This is a genomic window from Paenarthrobacter sp. AT5 (genome assembly GCF_032764245.1).
Taxonomy (GTDB): domain Bacteria; phylum Actinomycetota; class Actinomycetes; order Actinomycetales; family Micrococcaceae; genus Arthrobacter; species Arthrobacter ureafaciens.
In genome coordinates, this window is record NZ_CP136441.1 from 3,866,251 (window position 1) to 3,884,022 (window position 17,772).

Consider the following 17,772-nt stretch of genomic DNA (forward strand, 5'->3'; position numbering starts at 1 on the left):
CGTGCGGGCCCGAGGCCCGTTTCGACGACTCGCTGCGTGTTAGACGCTTCCTACCGTCTAACACGCAGCGAGTCGTCTAACTGGTGATACCAAGGGCCTTGAGTACCCGCATCTTCAGGGCCTGCTCGTTGAACAAGTCCCTCCACTGGATGCGGATGAACAGCCAGCCTTGCTCCATCAGGGCCTTCTCCCGTTGCCTCTCCCTATATATGACCTCGTCGGTTGGCGCATAGTCGAAGTACTTAACCTTGCCGTCGAATTCCAGGGCAACCATCTTCTTTCTCCACGCGAGGTCTATCCGATGCAGCCCTTCGGAGGTAGCCACTGCAACCTGCAGCTCAGGCGTTTCGATGCCGAGCCTTTGCAGGATGTCCCGGGTCAAGGTTTCGCCGGGCGACTCAGATTTCGCGTCAGCATTCTCAAGCACCCGCCGCAGAGTCAGCACACCCTTTCGTCCTGCCAATGAGCGGCACATCTCCCACAGTTTGCCCGTGCTTGCGCCTAAGCGAAGAGCATGGTCCATGATGATCAGGGCTTGCCCATAGCTCAACGTCAGGCAGCAATCCACTACCGTGCGCTCCAGAGATGTACAGGGAAGTCCATCAATGGTGACCAACTCATCCGCCTTAAGGCTCCCAGTGTGCGGCACAACGTCCCTGCCGTGTGAAACCCGGGACGGCGTCTTGGCCTGGGTGATGTGCACTCGATCGTCAACATTCCAGAGAAAGAGCCGATGCAGGCGTGCAGCGGAGGTGTGGCTGTAAACCATCCTGCCCTCCGACGTCGAAAGTGTCCCATGGGCATGGGCAGCAATCAGTTGACGGCTTCTGACAACCGGCTTTTGCGCCACCCAAGTGCTTCCCCGGATATAGCAACCGCGCCTGAGCCTGACCAGCTCACCGGACCGGACCAGGGCGGCAATAGTTCGGGCGCTGAACCCTGCACCTTCCAGCTCATTGGTCCGCCATAGGTTCATGCCCGCAGGGAGCTCCCGCTGCTTCTTTCCAGTCATTCCACAAGCGTCTTGGAGTCCGCTCCAGCAGCGAAGGCTCAACGTGCCCTATGTGGAAATCCCGGCTTCGACGACTACCCGCGTATTAGACGGCAGGAGTCGTCTAATACGCAGCGAGTCGTCGAAACGGGCGAGGGGCGGGGGCGAAGGAGGGCGGGGCGAGCGGGAGGGAGCCCGGGCCGGGGTGGGGCGGGCATGACAAAGCGGGCGGCACCTCCCCAGGTACCGCCCGCTCCGTTGGCTCTGTTGCGCAGAGTCCACCCCTGACAATCCCGCAGCGGCAGGGCTCCCTGTCCATGCTGGCGAGGAAAGGTAACCGTGTCGCTGAGGACGGAGAAAATCAGGGACGCTGCCGGCCGAAGACAGGGAGCGCCCTGAGCCAACGGGAGAACCCGCCGCTCTTGCGGTCACAGTCGGCCGGAATGTAGAAATCCGGATCCGTGGCGCCGAAGGGCAGGTACAGCTCCTGACCCGGTGCCGGAAATTCTACGACCTTGCCCGTATCCTTCGAGTCCATCTGATCCTCCTCTTTCAGCATCCAAGGTTTCCGTATTTTGGAAACTTTTTATTGATATGTGGAAAGTCTAGGGAATCCGGAGAACACCCGTCAAGACCCCTCCAGTGATCACGGAAAGTTGCTCCGGTCACATTCGGAAGATTCACAACGATCCCCCGGAACCCATGTACAGCGGGCAAACCATGGGCTACTCTCGAATGAGTTCGTGGCGTAGGTCACGTAACCTGAGAGCAGCAGGCAGGGTCGTAATGAGCTGGCATCCATGGATGCCGGCTCTTTTTTGTTGGGTCGGCTCCACCGGAAACGGAGTGGAAACACTCACTTAATTTCATTGATGGAACGTACGTTCCACCTCACAGAAGTTGGGATATGACCATGAGCAACAACATCGTCCTCGGCGAAAACCAGTACGGCAAAGCAGAAGTCCGCGTCGTCAAGGTCACCCGGGATACCGACCGCCACCAGATCGAAGACCTGAACGTCACCTCGCAGCTCCGCGGTGATTTCCAGGCAGCCCACCTCGAAGGCGACAACGGCCATGTGGTGGCAACCGACACCCAGAAGAACACCGTGTACGCCTTCGCCCGTGACGGCATCGGCTCTCCGGAGGCGTTCCTGCTGCGTCTTGCCGACCACTTCACCGGCGAGTTCTCCTGGGTTTCGGGTGGCCGCTGGGAAGCTGAGTCCTACGCATGGGAGCGCATCCAGGCCCACGGCCAGGGACACGACCACAGCTTCGTCCGCAACGGACAAGAGGTGCGTACCGCCGTCGTCGTCCGCGATGGCGCAACCACGCACATTATTTCCGGCCTCAAGGACCTGACCGTCCTGAAGACCACGCAGTCCGGCTTCGTCGGCTACCCGCGCGACAAGTACACCACCCTCCCCGAAACCACGGACCGCATCCTCGCAACGGATGTCTCGGCCCGCTGGCGCTACAACACCAACCTCGACGCCGGAGCAACCGACTTCAACAAGAGCTACGAGGACATCAAGGCCCTCCTCCTGGAAGGCTTCACCGAGAACTACTCGCACGCACTGCAGCAGACCCTCTTCGACATGGGCAAGAAGGTCCTCGAAGCACACAGCGAGGTTGACGAGATCAAGTTCTCCATGCCGAACAAGCACCACTTCCTGGTTGATCTGAGCCCGTTCGGACAGGACAACCCCAACGAGGTCTTCTTCGCCGCCGACCGCCCGTACGGCCTCATCGAAGCAACCGTCCAGCGCGACAACACCACCGCCGCACCGCTCGCTTGGATGGGCATCGCCGGCTTCTGCTAAACCCACCGGCCCAAACCGGGCACGGCACGAAGCCGACCACGGCAACCAAGCCGACCCCGGCAACAATGCCGAACCAATCCGGAGTTTGTGTACAGGTCCTGCCCTTGAGGCACCCCTCCATACCGGCAGCACCTGTACACAAACCCGACCCCAGGAAACCCCAGATTTTGTTAGCCAGACACAGTTAGCCAGACGAAGACGTCTGCCATGAACCCAGAGAGTCTGCCATGAACATCAAGAAGAAATCCCGCTCCGCGAATCCCACCGCGCATAAGTCGCAGCGTCCCGAGGACCAGCGGCTGCCCATCGGAAGCACGTTCGCGTACGGCTTCCAGCACGTACTCACCATGTACGGCGGCATCATCGCCCCGCCGTTGATCATTGGTGCCGCAGCCGGCATGTCCTCCCAGGACATCGGCCTCCTGATCGCTGCCTGCCTCTTTGTGGGCGGCCTTGCCACCATCCTTCAGACCGTCGGCATTCCGTGGTTCGGTTCGCAGCTTCCCTTGGTCCAGGGCGTCTCTTTCGCCGGCGTCTCCACCATGGTGGCGATTGTCCAAGGCGGCGGCGGGATCCAGGCAGTCTTCGGGTCGGTCATCGTGGCCTCGCTGATAGGCCTTGCCATCACTCCCCTGTTTTCAAAGATCATCAAGTTCTTCCCGCCGGTAGTTACCGGCACGGTGATCACCACCATCGGTTTGACTCTCATGCCGGTGGCCGCGAACTGGGCCATGGGCGGCAACGCCAAGGCAGACAACTACGGCAGCATGGCAAACATCGGCCTCGCGGCTGCAACCATGGGCGTCGTGTTGCTCCTCAGCAAGGTGGGCAACGCCGCTATCTCCCGCCTGTCCATCCTGCTGGCCATGGTCATCGGCACTATCATCGCCACCGTTTCCGGCATGGCGGACTTCTCCAAAGTTGGCCAGGGCGACATCGTCGCCTTCCCCACCCCGTTCGCTTTCGGTGCTCCCACGTTTGAAATCGCTGCGATCATCTCAATGCTGATCGTCATCCTGGTGACCCTGACCGAAACCTCCGCGGACATTATCGCTGTGGGCGAGATCGTTGACACCAAGGTCGATTCCCGCCGGATCGGCAACGGCCTGCGCGCCGACATGCTCTCCAGTGCCATCTCTCCGCTGTTCAACTCCTTCACCCAGAGCGCCTTCGCCCAGAACGTCGGCCTGGTGGCCATCACGGGCATCAAGAGCCGCTTCGTCGTCAGCGCCGGCGGCCTCATCCTGGTGATCCTGGGCCTCCTGCCGATCCTTGGCCGTGTTGTCGCAGCGGTTCCGACGCCCGTCCTGGGCGGCGCCGGCGTCGTACTCTTTGGAACGGTTGCCGCCAGCGGTATCCGCACCCTCGCCAAGGTCGAGTACAAGAACAACATGAACCTGATCATCGTTGCGGCTTCGATCGGCTTCGGCATGATCCCCATCGCTGCGCCGAAGTTCTACGACCAGTTCCCCACCTGGTTCTCGACGATCTTCCACTCGGGCATCAGCTCGGCGGCAGTCATGGCCATCATCCTGAACATCCTGTTCAACCACTTCAAGGCCGGCAACACGGACAACCAGTCGGTGTTCGTGGCCGGGACGGAGCGGATCATCACCAATGAGGACATCAAGTGCCTCAACGAAGGCGACCGTTTCGAGAACGGCAAGCTGATCGACGCCGACGGCAATGAAGTCCCCATCAAGACCAACAGCGCCTCGGAGCACTAGCTCCCGGCACCGGCAGAAGACGGCAGCGTCCCGTGTGGAGGCTGTCGTCTTTTGTCGCGTCGCGTGGAATGTACGACGGCGGCACACACCCGGGCGGGATGGCGGCACACGTCCGGGGCGTCGAGACAACAAAAGATGGCAATGTTTCCAGGAAACATTGCCATCACATGCCAACTCGGTGGTTAGTTTTGGTTGAGCTCCGCGGAGATCGCCAGGGCTGCTTCACGGAGCATGGGTACCGCGCGGTCGGCGAAGCTTTGGTCTACACGGGTGATGGGACCGGAAACGGAGATCGCCGTGGGTGTGGGAGCGTTCGGGACGGCCATGGCAAAGCAGCGGACGCCGAGTTCCTGCTCCTCCTCGTCAATGGAGTAGCCGCGTTCACGGATGAGCTTGAGGTCTGCCAGCAGGGAGTCGATGTCTCCGATGCTCTTGGCCGTAGGGGTAGGCATGCCGGTGCGGGCCACGATGCCGCGGACCTGCTCGTCGTCCAGTTGCGCCAGGATGGCCTTGCCCACGCCGGTGTCGTGCGTGTGGGCGCGGCGGCCGACCTCGGTGAACATGCGCATGGAGTGCATGGACGGAACCTGGGCCACGTAGATCACCATGTCCGAGTCGAGGACCGCCATGTTGGAGGTCTCGCCGAGACGTTCAACGAGGTTCTTGAGCTGGGGACGCGCCACGGCGCCGAGCTGCTTGCTGGCACCCTCGCCGAGCCGGATGAGCCGCGGCCCAAGGGCGTAGCGCCGGTTGGGCAGTTGGCGGATGTAGCCAAGGGCCACCAAGGTGCGCAGGAGGCGATGGATGGTGGGCAGGGGCAGGTCCGTGGACGACGACAGCTCGCTGAGCGTGACATCCCCGCCTGCATCGGTGATCAGTTCCAACAGTTCAAAGACGCGCTCGACGGACTGCACGCCTCCGGAGGCTTTTTCAGCCATTCCCTTGTCTCCAATGACTCAGATTCCGACAACTCTTATCCGCATCGTGAAAAGAATTGCTTAGAACACCCAAGATACAGCACAGCGGACACCTTGGCGACGAGACCAAAGATGACCCGCGAAGGGGTTGTATTTCCACTTTGCAGATAATAATATCCATAATACGAAAACATTCGATTTTGAACGGCGGCCCTCGAACGGGCCCAACAGGAGGAATTTCAATGGCGAACCCGAGCCCCGGTAACTCGATCACCCTGCGCGTCTCCGCGCCGTCGAGCTTCACCGCGACGAGCGAACTGGCTGCCGCAGTTGGCGCCGCCGGTGCCGCAATCACCGCGCTGGACGTCACGGAATCCCACCACGAGACGATCGTCGTCGACGTCACCTGCAACACCACGGACGATGCCCACGCAGCCCGCGTCAAGGATGCCCTGAACGCCCTCGACGGCGTTTCCGTCCAGCATGTTTCCGACCGCACCTTCCTGATGCACCTCGGCGGCAAGCTCGAAGTCGTCCCCAAAGTAGCCCTGCGCAACCGCGACGACCTCTCCCGCGCCTACACTCCCGGCGTCGCACGTGTCTGCCTCGCGATCGCCGAGGACCCTGCCGCTGCCCGCAACCTCACGGTCAAGCGCAACACCATTGCCGTCCTCACCGACGGCTCGGCCGTGCTGGGCCTGGGCAACATCGGCCCCGCCGCCGCCCTTCCGGTCATGGAAGGCAAGGCCGCCCTCTTCAAGCAGTTCGCCAACGTGGACGCCTGGCCGGTCTGCCTGGACACCCAGGACACGGAAGAGATCATCAAGATCGCCAAGGCCATGGCACCGGTTTACGGCGGCATCAACCTCGAAGACATCGCCGCACCGCGTTGCTTCGAGATCGAAAAGCGCCTCCGCGACGAACTGGACATCCCGGTCTTCCACGATGACCAGCACGGCACGGCAATCGTTACACTCGCCGCCCTGGTCAACGCCCTGCGCGTCGTGGACAAGAAGCTGTCCGAGGTCAAGATCGTGGTCTCCGGCGTCGGCGCAGCCGGCTCCGCCATCATCCAGCTCCTCAAGGCACAGGGCGCACAGCACATCGTCGCCGCCGGCCGCTCCGGCGCCATCCACTCTGGCGAAAAGTACGACGACGAGCACCGCAGCTGGATCGCCGCGAACACCAACGAAGAGGGCTTCTCCGGCACCCTCCACGAAGCCCTCAAGGGTGCCGACGTGTTCATCGGCGTCAGCGCACCGCACGTGATCGGCGAGGAGCAGGTGGCTTCCATGGCAGAGAACGCAATCGTGTTCGCCATGGCCAACCCCACCCCGGAAATAGATCCGGGCATCGCGTCCAAGCACGCAGCAGTCGTGGCAACGGGCCGCAGCGACTTCCCCAACCAGATCAACAACGTCCTGGCGTTCCCCGGCTTCTTCCGCGGCCTGCTCGACGCCGGAGCATCGGACATCACGCCGAACATGCTGGTAGCTGCAGCCGAAGCCATCGCCAACCGCGTGGCTGACGACGAGCTCAACGCGAGCTACATTATCCCCAGCGTCTTCGATCCCCATGTTGCCGCCGAGGTTGCTGCTGCGGTCGCCGCAGCCGCCCAGGAAAACGCCGCCAGCTAGCACCAGCGCACTAGACAAAGGAATCCGCTCACATGGCTATCACAGTCACCGATCCCCGGCCGATCGATCGCGCCGAGGAAATCCTCACTCCCGAGGCACTGGGCTTCATCGAGGAACTGCACAAGCGCTTCGCAGGTACCCGCAACGAACTCCTCCAGGCCCGTAAGGCCAAGCGTCAGCAGGTTGCCGAGACCAGCCGCCTGGACTTCCTCCCGGAGACCCGGGAGATTCGCGACGGCGACTGGAAGGTCACCGAGGCTCCTGCGGCTTTGCAGGACCGTCGTGTTGAAATGACCGGCCCGGCCACCCCGGCCAAGATGGCCATCAACGCCCTGAACTCCGGCGCCAAGGTCTGGCTCGCCGACCTCGAGGACGCCAGCACTCCCACGTGGCCCAACGTCATCGACGCCATCCTCAACCTCCGTGACGCAGCCCGGGGCACCCTGAGCTTCACCTCCCCCGAGGGCAAGGAATACCGCCTGCGCACGGACGCTCCCCTTGCAGTGGTCGTGGCACGTCCCCGCGGCTGGCACATGGAGGAGAGCCACCTGCTGATCGACGGCGAACCCACTGTGGGTGGCTTGGTGGACTTCGGCCTGCATTTCTTCCACATCGCCAAGCAGCTGCTCCAGAACGGCCACGGCCCGTACTACTACCTGCCCAAGATGGAGAGCCACCTGGAGGCACGTCTCTGGAACGACGTCTTCGTCTTTGCCCAGGACTACCTCGACATCCCGCAGGGCAGCATCCGTGCCACGGTGCTGATCGAAACCATCCCTGCCGCCTTCGAGATGGACGAGATCCTCTACGAACTGCGCCACCACGCCTCCGGTTTGAACGCCGGCCGCTGGGACTACCTCTTCAGCATCATCAAGTACTTCCGTGATGCCGGCGAAGAGTTCGTCCTCCCGGACCGCGCCACCGTCGCCATGACCGCCCCGTTCATGCGCGCCTACACCGAGCTCCTGGTCAAGACCTGCCACAAGCGCGGCGCCTTCGCCATGGGCGGCATGGCCGCAGTGATCCCCAACCGCAAGCAGCCCGACGTCACCGCCGCGGCCTTCGAGAAGGTCCGCGCCGACAAGACCCGCGAAGCAAACGACGGCTTCGACGGATCCTGGGTTGCCCACCCGGACCTGGTCTCCACGTGCCGCGAGGTGTTCGACTCCGTGCTCGGCGATCCGGAAAACGGCGGCAAGAAGAACCAGATCGACAAGCAGCGCCCCGAGGTGAACGTCACCGCCGAACAGCTGATCGACGTCGCTTCAGCCGGCGGTACCGTCACAGAGGCCGGGCTGCGCCTGAACCTGTACGTCGCCGTCGCCTACACCGGCGTCTGGATTTCCGGCAGTGGCGCCGTGGCCATCCACAACCTCATGGAAGACGCTGCGACGGCGGAAATCTCCCGTTCGCAGGTGTGGCAGCAGCTGCGCAACAAGTCCATCCTCGCGGACACCGGCAACACCGTGACCCGCGAACTGGTCACCCGCATCCTCGGCGAAGAGACCGAACGCCTTCGCATCGAGTTCGGTGACGAGAACTTCACCAAGTACTACGAGCCGGCCTCCAAGCTGATCGAGGAAATCTGCCTCTCCGACGAGTACACGGACTTCCTCACCACGCCCGCGTATGAGCTGGTGGGCTGAGATGGGTTCATTCTCCGCATCGGACCTGGAGCATATCGAGTCCCGGCTCGCCGCCACGGACCAGTTGCTTGACCGCAACTACCCCGGCGACGACGGCTCGCGCCAGCCCATCCACACGGTCTACGTCCCCGCCGACCGCTTCACGACCACCTTCGCTGCCGATTGGGGTGCCCAGGCACTCGCGACGGCGGAAGCACACGGCGGTCTCGAAAAGCTCGGCCGGTTGCTGGGCCAGGAACCGGAGCTCGCGGCTGCTGTTGCTGCCCGGGTTTCGGCCAAGCTCGCTTCTGAGCCCATTGAGGACCTGCGCCTGGACTTCGAGGACGGCTACGGCGACCGCGGCGACGAGGCAGAAGACGCCGACGTCGTTGCTGCCGCCAAGGCTGTTTCCGCGGCAGTCGCGGCCGGCACGGCACCGCCGTTCATCGGCATCCGTTTCAAGTGCTTCGAAGCTGCGACGCGTGCCCGTGGTTTGAAGACGTTGGACCTGTTCGTGTCCACGCTTGCCTCGGCCGGCGAGCTTCCCGAGGGCCTGATCCTCACCCTGCCGAAGGTCACCACGGTGGCCCAGGTCCAGGCCATGGATTACGCAGTGTCCCGCCTCGAGGAAGTCCACGGACTCCCCGCAGGCCGGCTCCGCTTCGAAGTGCAGGTGGAAACCCCGCAGCTCATCCTCGGTGCCGACGGAACCTCGCCCGTGGCACAGCTCCCGCACGTGGTGCCCGGCCGCATCAGCGCCCTCCACTACGGCACGTACGACTACAGCGCCTCCTTGGGAATCTCCGCCGAGTACCAGTCCATGGAGCACCCGGTGGCCGACTTCGCCAAGGAAGTCATGCAGCTCGCCGTGGCCGGTACGGGCATCCGCCTCTCCGACGGTTCCACCAACATCATCCCCGTGGGCGATGCCGTGGAAGACGCCTGGAAACTCCACGGCCGGCTGGTACGCCGTTCCCTGGAAAACGGCTACTACCAAGGGTGGGATCTCCATGCCGCCCAGCTGCCCAGCCGTTTCTCGGCGTCGTACGCTTTCTACCGCGAAGGCCTCCCCGCAGCGGCACTGCGGTTGCGCAACTATGTCGAGCGGACCGAAGGCGGCGTCATGGACGAGCCCGCCACCGCCCGTGCCCTGGCCGGGTTCGTCCTCCGCGGCGTCCAGTGCGGCGCAGTGGGGACCGACGAGGTCAAGGCGCTTGCCGGCGTCGAACTTTCACAGCTGACCGCACTGGCGCACCCGCGGCTCGCACAACCAACTTCGCACTGATTAGGAGCACCCTGATGGGCAACTACTACTACCCGACCGGTGGTTTGCCGCCGCAGACCCACCTGACCACGGAACGGGCAATCGTCACCGAGGCGTACACCGTGATCCCCAAGGGCGTCCTCACGGACATCGTCACCAGCAACCTGCCCGGCTTCACCAACACGCGGTCCTGGATCATCGCCCGGCCGATTTCCGGGTTCGCCACCACGTTCTCGCAGCTGATCGTGGAGATCGCACCCGGCGGCGGTGCTCCCAAGGCCGAGTTCGAAGCCGGTGTTGAGGGCGTCATTTTCGTGACCAAGGGCCAGCTCAACCTGACGCTCGACGGCGAACTGCACCACCTCGAAGAGGGCGGCTACGCGTACCTCGCTGCAGGTGCGGAGTGGGGCGTGGAGAACGTTTCCAACGACATCGTTTCCTACCACTGGATCCGCAAGGCGTACGAACGGCTCGAGGGCTACGAAGCCAAGTCGTTCGTGACCAATGAGAAGGACGTTGAGCCGACGTCCATGCCCGACACCAACGACGTCTGGAAGACCACTCGTTTCACGGACTCCAGCGACCTCGCGCACGACATGCAGGTCAACATCGTCACTTTCCAGCCCGGCGGCGTGATCCCCTTCCCGGAGACCCACGTCATGGAGCACGGCCTGTACGTCCTCGAGGGCAAGGCCATGTACCTGCTCAACAACGACTGGGTTGAGGTTGAGGCCGGCGACTTCATGTGGCTGCGCGCGTTCTGCCCGCAGGCTTGCTACGCCGGCGGACCGGGCGAGTTCCGGTACCTGCTGTACAAGGACATGAACCGCCAGGTGAAGCTCACGTAGGTTTCTTTGGTTTGCTCGAGATCGCCGGAACGCTGACCTTTCGCAGGGAACGTTCCGGCGATTTCGTCGTTTTCGGGCCGTTTCAGCGCCGACGGCCGATGGCCAGCCCCGCCCAGAAGGAAAGCGCCAGCAGGCCGACTACTGAGATGGCCACCCCGAGCTGTGTTTCGTTGCTCAGGAATGACCCGTTGTTTCCCACGAACACCTCATTGCTGAGGGGCGCGTAGGCGAACCAACCCACCTCCGCGTTCAGGCTGGTCCACGCCACCGCGACCCCCACAGCCACAGTGATCAGTCCCAGCAAAGGCACGACGGCGGCCCGGAATTTGCGTGCAGGGTGCGGTGAGTGGTGTTCCCCAGGTGTGTTGTTGTCCCCCATGCCCGCTAGCCTAACCCCCGCTCTGACCGGCTCACGTTGGGGGAAGGACTCGAAACCACGCCAAAGCTGCGAAACACGGGTGCCGTTCCAACGATTTCGTTGTCTTCCGGCGGATTCGCGGGCAACCGGGACGACACCCCTAGTTCTTGGTTGCGCCCGCGATCCGGTAGGACTCCTGAAGGAGCTCAGTCAGTTCATCGACGTCGATCTTGTCCAGGCGGATGAGGACCAAGTTCGGGGAACGGTGGTGATGTGGCGTCCAAAAGAACTTGTCCGGTTCCATGGCCGCGAGCGCTTCGCGTTCTTCTGTCTTGACCGTCAGGACCCTCTCCTCCCAGATCCGGGCCATGAGTGTCTTCGCGAACCACGCAGGCCGACCCCAGCTGGAGCGCTCAGTGACCCCGGGCATGCCCAAGCAAATTCCTCTTACGTCCTCCTCCGTGGCCATAGCCCACTGTGGCACGCCACGGTTAGGGCCGTCGAGGCCCCGGGTCGCGGGAAAGCTGCGAACCCACGCGAAAGCGGCGAAACAGGAGCACCGTTCCGGGCGAAAGCGCAGGCTTGCGGCGAACACGGCACACCGACACACGGCACACCCACGCTCGGGGTTCGGGGGCGGAGCCGCGGACCTTTGGAATCGGTAGAGTGCTCGCATGGATGACAAAGCAACGTTGCTTCATTACCTGCGCACCCGTCGGGCCGACCTGCTCGGAAAGGTAGAGGGCTTGAGCGAATACGATGCCCGCAGGCCGATGACTCCCACCGGCACCAATCTCCTGGGGCTGGTGAAACACGTGGCCAGCGTAGAACTGGGGTACTTCGGGGAGACCTTCGGACGCCCCAACGGGAGGGATCTCCCGTGGTATGCGGACTCCGCCGAACCCGATGCCGACATGTGGGTCCCGGCTGATGAAAGCATGCAGGACATCATCGACCTGCATCACTTCTCCGCCAAGCGCAGCGACGAAACCATCGAGTCCCTACCCCTCGACGCGCCCGGCGTAGTGCCTTGGTGGTCCGAGGACAAAAAGAACGTGACTCTGCACCAGGTCCTGGTCCACATGTGCGTGGAAACAGCCCGGCATGCGGGCCACGCTGACATCATCCGGGAACTCATCGATGGTTCTGCGGGTCAAGGGCCCAACGACCCCAACATTTCCGGGCGTAACTCCGAGGAATGGGCCGCACACAGATTCAGCATCGAGCAAGCTGCACTCGAAGCGGACGGCCACAGCTAGCGAGCGCATTTCTGCTGGATCATTCGGCATTCAGCACAGGGCTGACTGCGCCATCCCGCGCATCCGCCAAGGCAGACATGGAATGATCCAGCAGAATAATCCCGGCCCACTGAAACTTGATGGGAAATTGAGCCAAACGAACCCGATCCTTGATGATCCGGCGTGACTCTGGTTGCAGGCGAAGCATCCACGGAGGCTTCGGCTACGAATTTCCAGCAAGGACACAAGGACGTGGGGGAATGATGGATCAGGCAGAAGCTCAAGCAGAGGTGATGACCGTCAAAGGCATCATCCAGGACCAGCACCCGGTGGACTTCCACGCGCTGGGCGTTGCGGGGTGCATCGACCGGCTGGCCGAGCCTTTGCGCCGCTCCGGTGTACAGGTGAGTTGGGAGATCCCCCATCACGGCATTGAGATTTCCTCGGCATCTGCGGGACTGCTGTATCACGTGGCCCAAGAGACCTTCAGCAACACCCTCAATTACGCCGGTGCCAGCGAACTGACCGTCAAGCTCAACGCGGTCTACCACGGCATCCAACTCACCGTCCGTGACAACGGCAAGGGCTTTGAAATCCACGCTGCGCCGAGTGGACGCCGGCACGGCTTCGGGCTGTTGCTCATGTCTTTGGCGGTACACGATGCAGGCGGCATCCTGGACATCTCCTCCGAAGTTGGACGCGGAACCTCCGTCAGTGTGACGCTGCCCCTGGATTGAGTCCTGATTGGGACATAAATTGACTGCCCCGGCCATGGAACCATTGCAGGAGCCGACGTATTCTGTAGCTACTTTTCAGCCTGGACTCCGGACGGAACGGCAGGAAAATGGCGCGGAACAAGGGTCAGAGCATCGGTTTGGGCAGGTTCCTGTTCAGGCTTTTCGGCTTCTTCTTTGTTAGTTTCCTCTGCGGCGTGCTCATCTCAGGGCTCATAGTTCCCGTGGTGGCATTCACCAGCAGCACCGTGGGTGGATCCATTGGGTTCTATCAAAGCCTTCCCAGCCAACTGGACGTTGAATCGCCGTCGTTGTCCAGCAAGGTAGTAGCCTCCGACGGAACGCCGATCGCCACTTTCTACGCAGAGAACCGCGTCAAGGTCCCCTTGGACCAGATGTCGCCGTTCATCCGGCAGGCGATTGTGGCCATTGAAGACAGCCGCTATTACCAGCACGCCGGCGTCGATGCTCAGGGCATCATGCGGGCGTTGACTTCCAACCTGACCAAGGGCACACGGCAAGGGGCGTCGACGCTGACCCAGCAATACGTCACTAACGTCCTCAACGAGTCCCGTCTGTCTGACGGGCGGCCCGAGGACGTGGTCCTCAGCGGACAGAAATCAATGGGCGACAAGCTGCGGGAAGTGAAGCTTGCCTTGGAGTTGGAGAAGAGGTTTACCAAGGACCAGATCCTTGAGGGCTACCTGAACATCGTGTTCTTCAACCGGAACGCGTACGGCATTGAGGCAGCATCACGGTACTTCTTCAGCACCTCAGCCAAGGACTTGAACCTTCCCCAGGCTGCGATGTTGGCCGGGTTGGTGAACGGCCCCAGCATCTACGACCCCACTGTGGACCCGAACGCTGCCATTGCCCGGCGAAACCTGGTCCTGGACCGGATGCTGGAGCAGAGCATGATCAGCCAGGCGGAGCATGACGCCGCAGTGGCCACGCCTGTGGAATTGAAGATCACGCCATCCCTTCAAGGCTGCGCCGGAGCCGCGATCGCCACGTACTTCTGCGATTACGTCTCCCACCTCATCCTCAACAATGAAGCCTATGGGGCCACCTTCGCCGACCGCGAGCGCCTCCTGTACAGGGGCGGGCTCACCATCACCACCACCCTTGACACCCGCCTGCAGACAGCAGCGCAGGCACAGGTGGACGCTTCGGCCGGAGACAATCCGGACAAGTGGGGTGCCGCCTTGACCACGGTTGAACCGGGAACAGGCAGGATTTTGGCGATGGCCCAAAACACGGTGTTCGTTCCGGAGCCCGGCAAGTTCGACACCCAACTGAACTTCAACGTCGACGCCAAGGATGAGAACGGCTACGACCTCAACGGCGCGGGCGGCTTCCAACCCGGATCCACCATGAAGCCGTTCATCTACGCCGAGTGGTTGAACGAGGGGAAGAATCCCACGGCCGTCGTTGATGCCTCACGCAGGGTTTACCCGGTGGGCTTCCCCTGGCGTTCCAGCTGCGGCAAAGTCCTTGGCGGGTACAGCAGCGCCCAGAAAGCCCAGAACCTCGGCGCCGATGACGACCTCCAAAACAACGATGCCGGCTACTACCGTCCCATGCCCATCAACTACGGCCTCTACAACTCCATCAACACCGCAACGTTCGCCACGGCAGCCCAGCTCGATTTCTGCGGCATCCAGCGCATGGTGGATACTGTCGGACTGCACAGCGGCTTGGACAACGCACCCGTCAACATGCACCAGATCGGAAACCTGCTGGGCTCCATCGGTGTTGCTCCACTGGTCCTGGCGAATGCCTACGCCACCTTCGCCAATGACGGCCGTTACTGCAAGCCGATCGCCATCACCGAGATCACCGATGTCCAGGGCCGGAACTACGATGCCCAGAAGACCGAATGCCGGGATGCCGTGAAACCCTCGGTAGCGCGGGGCGTGACTGCAGTGTTGCAGGATGTCCTCAAGATCGGTTCCGGCGTCTACATCAATCCCAAGGTCCAGAACCAGGTCCCTGTTGCGGCCAAGACCGGCACCTCCAACAACAACGGGGCCACTTGGATCGCCGGGTACACCACGCGACTGGCCACGGCTTCCTTCTTCGGAGACACCACCGCGGGGCAGCAGCGGGCAGGGCAGAACGTCACCATCAACGGCAAGTTCTACAAGTCCTTGGACGGCTACATGATCGCCGGACCCCAATGGGCCAATTACATGATGGAAGCCACCGCGCTCTACCCAAGCGGCGCCTTCAACCCGCCGGCTCCCCCACCCCCGCCGGTCGCCACCGCGCCGGCCGTACCGCGACCCACCGGGCGCTAGGGTCAAGCAAGCCGGCGCACGACGGCGGCCTCCCGCCGTCGGGCATGTCAGCGGGCGTAGCGTTCCGCGAAGTTCCTAAGGATCTGCATGGGCTCGGTGACGGGGTGCTGGCGTGCTGTCCGGATGAGTTCGTCGGCCTGGTGCGGCGGGAAGTATCCGGCGTCCTTGTAGATCGTGATGCGTGTGGTGAGGCCGTCCACGTCAAGCTCCGGGTGGAATTGCGTGGCGTACAGGTTCTCTTTGATGCGGAACATGTGCACCGTGCAAGCCGGGGAGCTGGCCAGCAAGACGGCGTGACCGGGAAGTTGGCTGCAGGCTTCCTTGTGGCCAACGAACGCCTCGAAGGTTCGCGGGAGGCCCTTCAACAAGGGGTCCTGTTCACCGTCCTCCGTCAACGTGATCCGGGTTGGCCCAACAGGTTCCCCGAATTGGCGGTCGATGGTGGCGCCCTGGTGGACACCCAACGTTCCCACCCCGTAGCACGCGCCAAAAAACGGGAAGTCGTCGGCGACGATGCGGTCCAGCAAACGTGAGAGCTCACCCTCCACACGGATCTGAGCCGCGCTCTTTTCCTCCACAGGGTCGCTGGATGTGTACGGGCTGCCTCCAACAATCACCCCGGAGTAGTCATCGAGGTCGATGGGCGGCAGGGGCCCTGCTTCCAGCCTGACGCGGACCAGCTCCCGCTCATCGAGGCCGCAGTAGCGCAGGTAGGCCTGGTACTCGTCGTCGGCTGCGTGGTCTTCGGCGCGGGTTGCTAGCAAGAGGAATGGCTTCACAGGCCCAGTCTGCGGGAGGGCGCTGGTTGTTTCCAAGCGTGTTGCGCAGGAGTGCGGGCCGCTGAGGGGGTGTCTGACAGACACTCCCTCAGCGCGTCAGTATTGCGTAGCTTTGACATTGTTCGCGCTAACGCCCCGGGTGCGATCCATTGTTGAGGAGCCATATTGAAGCAAGACCCGTCCGCAGTTGAAAGCCAGACGACCGAGGACATCAAGGACACCCAAGAGCCACTTTCACAGGAAACGACGGCGGCTCGCGGCACGCCGCAGCTCGCTGTGTCCGGAGCGCGCCCTGCGTCCGGCACGCACCCCGCGTCCGCAACGCGCCCCGGCAAAATACCTTGGTCCGCCCTCCTGGTCCTCGCAGCCGCCGGGTTCACGGCCGTCACAACCGAGCTGCTGCCATCGGGTTTGCTGCCGCAGATCAGCCGGGACCTTGGTGTGGAAGAGTCGGCCGTTGGCTCGCTCACGGCAGCATACGCCGCGATCATCGTCTTCACGGCTCTTCCCTTGTCGCGTCTCCTGGCCGGCCGCGTTCCCCGGAAAACCCTGTTGCTCGGGACCATGTTCGCGTTCGCACTCAGCAACGTGCTGTTGGCACTGAGCCCGACCCTCGCCGTCGCGGTGGGTGCACGGCTTCTGGGCGGCATCGCCCACGGCATGCTGTGGTCCACCATGGCCCCGTACATTGCGCGGATTGTTCCTGCACACTCCATGGGGAAAGCCATGGCCGTGGTGTTCAGCGGCAACAGCATCGCCTTGGCCGTCGGAGCGCCGATTGGAACGCTGATGGGCACCGTCCTGACGTGGCGGGCTTCGTTCGTAGTCCTTGCCGGCGTTGGAGTCCTTTTGGCCTTCCTGGCGTTTTGGGTACTGCCTGCAGTGAAGGATCCGGGAAGCCACAAAGCACCCTCTTTGCGGGCTGCCCTCAAGTTGCCGGGCGTCATTGCCGTGGCCATCGCCTGGCCGTTGTTGTTGCTGGCCCATTTCGCGATCTTCACTTACATTGCCCCGTTCCTCCTTTCCTCGGGACTGCCCGAAGCGTTCACCGGCATATCCCTCTCCGTAGTGGGTGTCTCGGGGCTGGTGGGCATTTGGATTGCCGGCCTGACCGCAGACTCCTACCCACGGCGCTCGGTGATGACCGCCGTCGGGCTTCTCCTTCTGGTGTTCGCGCTCATGCCGTTCCTGGGCACCACGGCCGCGGGGGTTTTCGTTTTGATGGCGGTGTGGGGCGCAGCGTTCGGCGCGCAGGGCATCTACAACCAGGCGGCGATCCTGCGGGCCGGCGGGGAACACAAAGACGCAGCCAATGGGATCACGGTAGTGACCATCCAACTGGGCATCGCCGTGGGTGCGGGATACGGGGCCGTTGCCCTCACCACCGCGGGGGCGCAGTGGATTCCGCTGGCCGCGGCCCTGCCCACGGCCATCGCGCTGGCCATCATGATCGCCGGCAGGCGTGGCGGGTACCCGGCCGGAGGCAGGGAGATCCGCCGTTAACATCTCCGAAACATGCCGGTCACGCGATC

17 protein-coding genes are annotated in these 17,772 nt (G+C 62.8%); 10 read left to right on the plus strand and 7 right to left on the minus strand.

What is annotated here, in order from left to right:
* Nucleotides 1-76: 76 nt before the first annotated feature.
* Nucleotides 77-1,012: a type IV toxin-antitoxin system AbiEi family antitoxin domain-containing protein gene (locus RI444_RS17905; protein ID WP_069696112.1), complete on the minus strand. Its 936-nt coding sequence runs from the start codon at nucleotides 1,010-1,012 to the stop codon at nucleotides 77-79.
* Between the two features lie 340 nt (nucleotides 1,013-1,352).
* Nucleotides 1,353-1,529: a hypothetical protein gene (locus RI444_RS17910; protein ID WP_164888665.1), complete on the minus strand. Its 177-nt coding sequence runs from the start codon at nucleotides 1,527-1,529 to the stop codon at nucleotides 1,353-1,355.
* A 369-nt stretch (nucleotides 1,530-1,898) separates the two neighbouring features.
* Here RI444_RS17910 and pucL point away from each other — a divergent pair, with 369 nt between their 5' ends.
* Nucleotides 1,899-2,813 carry a factor-independent urate hydroxylase gene (pucL, locus tag RI444_RS17915; RefSeq protein WP_207605570.1) on the plus strand — a complete coding sequence of 305 codons (915 nt, stop codon included), beginning with the start codon at nucleotides 1,899-1,901 and terminating at the stop codon, nucleotides 2,811-2,813.
* Between the two features lie 227 nt (nucleotides 2,814-3,040).
* Nucleotides 3,041-4,540 (plus strand): nucleobase:cation symporter-2 family protein, encoded by a 1,500-nt coding sequence (locus RI444_RS17920; RefSeq protein ID WP_021473436.1) that lies wholly within the window; start codon nucleotides 3,041-3,043, stop codon nucleotides 4,538-4,540.
* 182 nt (nucleotides 4,541-4,722) lie between these two features.
* On the opposite strand, the gene RI444_RS17925 is transcribed toward RI444_RS17920, so the two are convergent.
* Nucleotides 4,723-5,478, minus strand: a complete 756-nt coding sequence (locus RI444_RS17925) for an IclR family transcriptional regulator (protein WP_021473437.1) — start codon at nucleotides 5,476-5,478, stop codon at nucleotides 4,723-4,725.
* A 221-nt stretch (nucleotides 5,479-5,699) separates the two neighbouring features.
* Here RI444_RS17925 and RI444_RS17930 point away from each other — a divergent pair, with 221 nt between their 5' ends.
* From RI444_RS17930 to RI444_RS17945, 4 genes are read left to right on the plus strand one after another with little or no spacing between them, the layout of a single operon-like run.
* Nucleotides 5,700-7,094, plus strand: a complete 1,395-nt coding sequence (locus tag RI444_RS17930; RefSeq protein ID WP_069696113.1) for an NAD-dependent malic enzyme — start codon at nucleotides 5,700-5,702, stop codon at nucleotides 7,092-7,094.
* 32 nt (nucleotides 7,095-7,126) lie between these two features.
* Nucleotides 7,127-8,740, plus strand: coding sequence for a malate synthase A (gene aceB, locus RI444_RS17935; RefSeq protein WP_207605569.1), 1,614 nt, complete (start codon nucleotides 7,127-7,129; stop codon nucleotides 8,738-8,740).
* A 1-nt stretch (nucleotide 8,741) separates the two neighbouring features.
* On the plus strand, nucleotides 8,742-10,004 hold the full coding sequence (locus RI444_RS17940) for a DUF6986 family protein (protein WP_207605568.1): 1,263 nt from the start codon (nucleotides 8,742-8,744) through the stop codon (nucleotides 10,002-10,004).
* Between the two features lie 14 nt (nucleotides 10,005-10,018).
* Entirely contained in the window at nucleotides 10,019-10,831 is an 813-nt protein-coding gene (locus RI444_RS17945) for a bifunctional allantoicase/(S)-ureidoglycine aminohydrolase (RefSeq protein ID WP_021473441.1), read from the plus strand.
* A gap of 82 nt (nucleotides 10,832-10,913) precedes the next feature.
* Here RI444_RS17945 and RI444_RS17950 read toward each other — a convergent pair whose 3' ends face one another.
* Nucleotides 10,914-11,210 (minus strand): hypothetical protein, encoded by a 297-nt coding sequence (locus tag RI444_RS17950; protein ID WP_062097936.1) that lies wholly within the window; start codon nucleotides 11,208-11,210, stop codon nucleotides 10,914-10,916.
* A 139-nt stretch (nucleotides 11,211-11,349) separates the two neighbouring features.
* Nucleotides 11,350-11,658, minus strand: a complete 309-nt coding sequence (locus RI444_RS17955; RefSeq protein WP_031216833.1) for an MmcQ/YjbR family DNA-binding protein — start codon at nucleotides 11,656-11,658, stop codon at nucleotides 11,350-11,352.
* 205 nt (nucleotides 11,659-11,863) lie between these two features.
* Between RI444_RS17955 and RI444_RS17960 the strand changes: the two genes are divergently transcribed.
* Nucleotides 11,864-12,448 (plus strand): DinB family protein, encoded by a 585-nt coding sequence (locus RI444_RS17960; RefSeq protein ID WP_207605567.1) that lies wholly within the window; start codon nucleotides 11,864-11,866, stop codon nucleotides 12,446-12,448.
* Nucleotides 12,449-12,467: 19 nt separating this feature from the next.
* Here RI444_RS17960 and RI444_RS17965 read toward each other — a convergent pair whose 3' ends face one another.
* The gene (locus RI444_RS17965) at nucleotides 12,468-12,635 is read right to left on the minus strand and encodes a hypothetical protein (RefSeq protein ID WP_168529674.1); all 168 of its coding nucleotides are present in this window, start codon (nucleotides 12,633-12,635) and stop codon (nucleotides 12,468-12,470) included.
* 55 nt (nucleotides 12,636-12,690) lie between these two features.
* Here RI444_RS17965 and RI444_RS17970 point away from each other — a divergent pair, with 55 nt between their 5' ends.
* Entirely contained in the window at nucleotides 12,691-13,164 is a 474-nt protein-coding gene (locus RI444_RS17970; protein WP_043427142.1) for a sensor histidine kinase, read from the plus strand.
* A 107-nt stretch (nucleotides 13,165-13,271) separates the two neighbouring features.
* Nucleotides 13,272-15,461 (plus strand): transglycosylase domain-containing protein, encoded by a 2,190-nt coding sequence (locus tag RI444_RS17975; RefSeq protein ID WP_021473446.1) that lies wholly within the window; start codon nucleotides 13,272-13,274, stop codon nucleotides 15,459-15,461.
* A 47-nt stretch (nucleotides 15,462-15,508) separates the two neighbouring features.
* Here the strand turns inward: RI444_RS17975 and RI444_RS17980 are convergent, their stop codons facing one another.
* Nucleotides 15,509-16,240, minus strand: a complete 732-nt coding sequence (locus tag RI444_RS17980) for a glutamine amidotransferase (RefSeq protein WP_207605566.1) — start codon at nucleotides 16,238-16,240, stop codon at nucleotides 15,509-15,511.
* A gap of 276 nt (nucleotides 16,241-16,516) precedes the next feature.
* Between RI444_RS17980 and RI444_RS17985 the strand changes: the two genes are divergently transcribed.
* Nucleotides 16,517-17,743: an MFS transporter gene (locus tag RI444_RS17985; RefSeq protein WP_207605867.1), complete on the plus strand. Its 1,227-nt coding sequence runs from the start codon at nucleotides 16,517-16,519 to the stop codon at nucleotides 17,741-17,743.
* The last annotated feature ends 29 nt before the right edge of the window (nucleotides 17,744-17,772 follow it).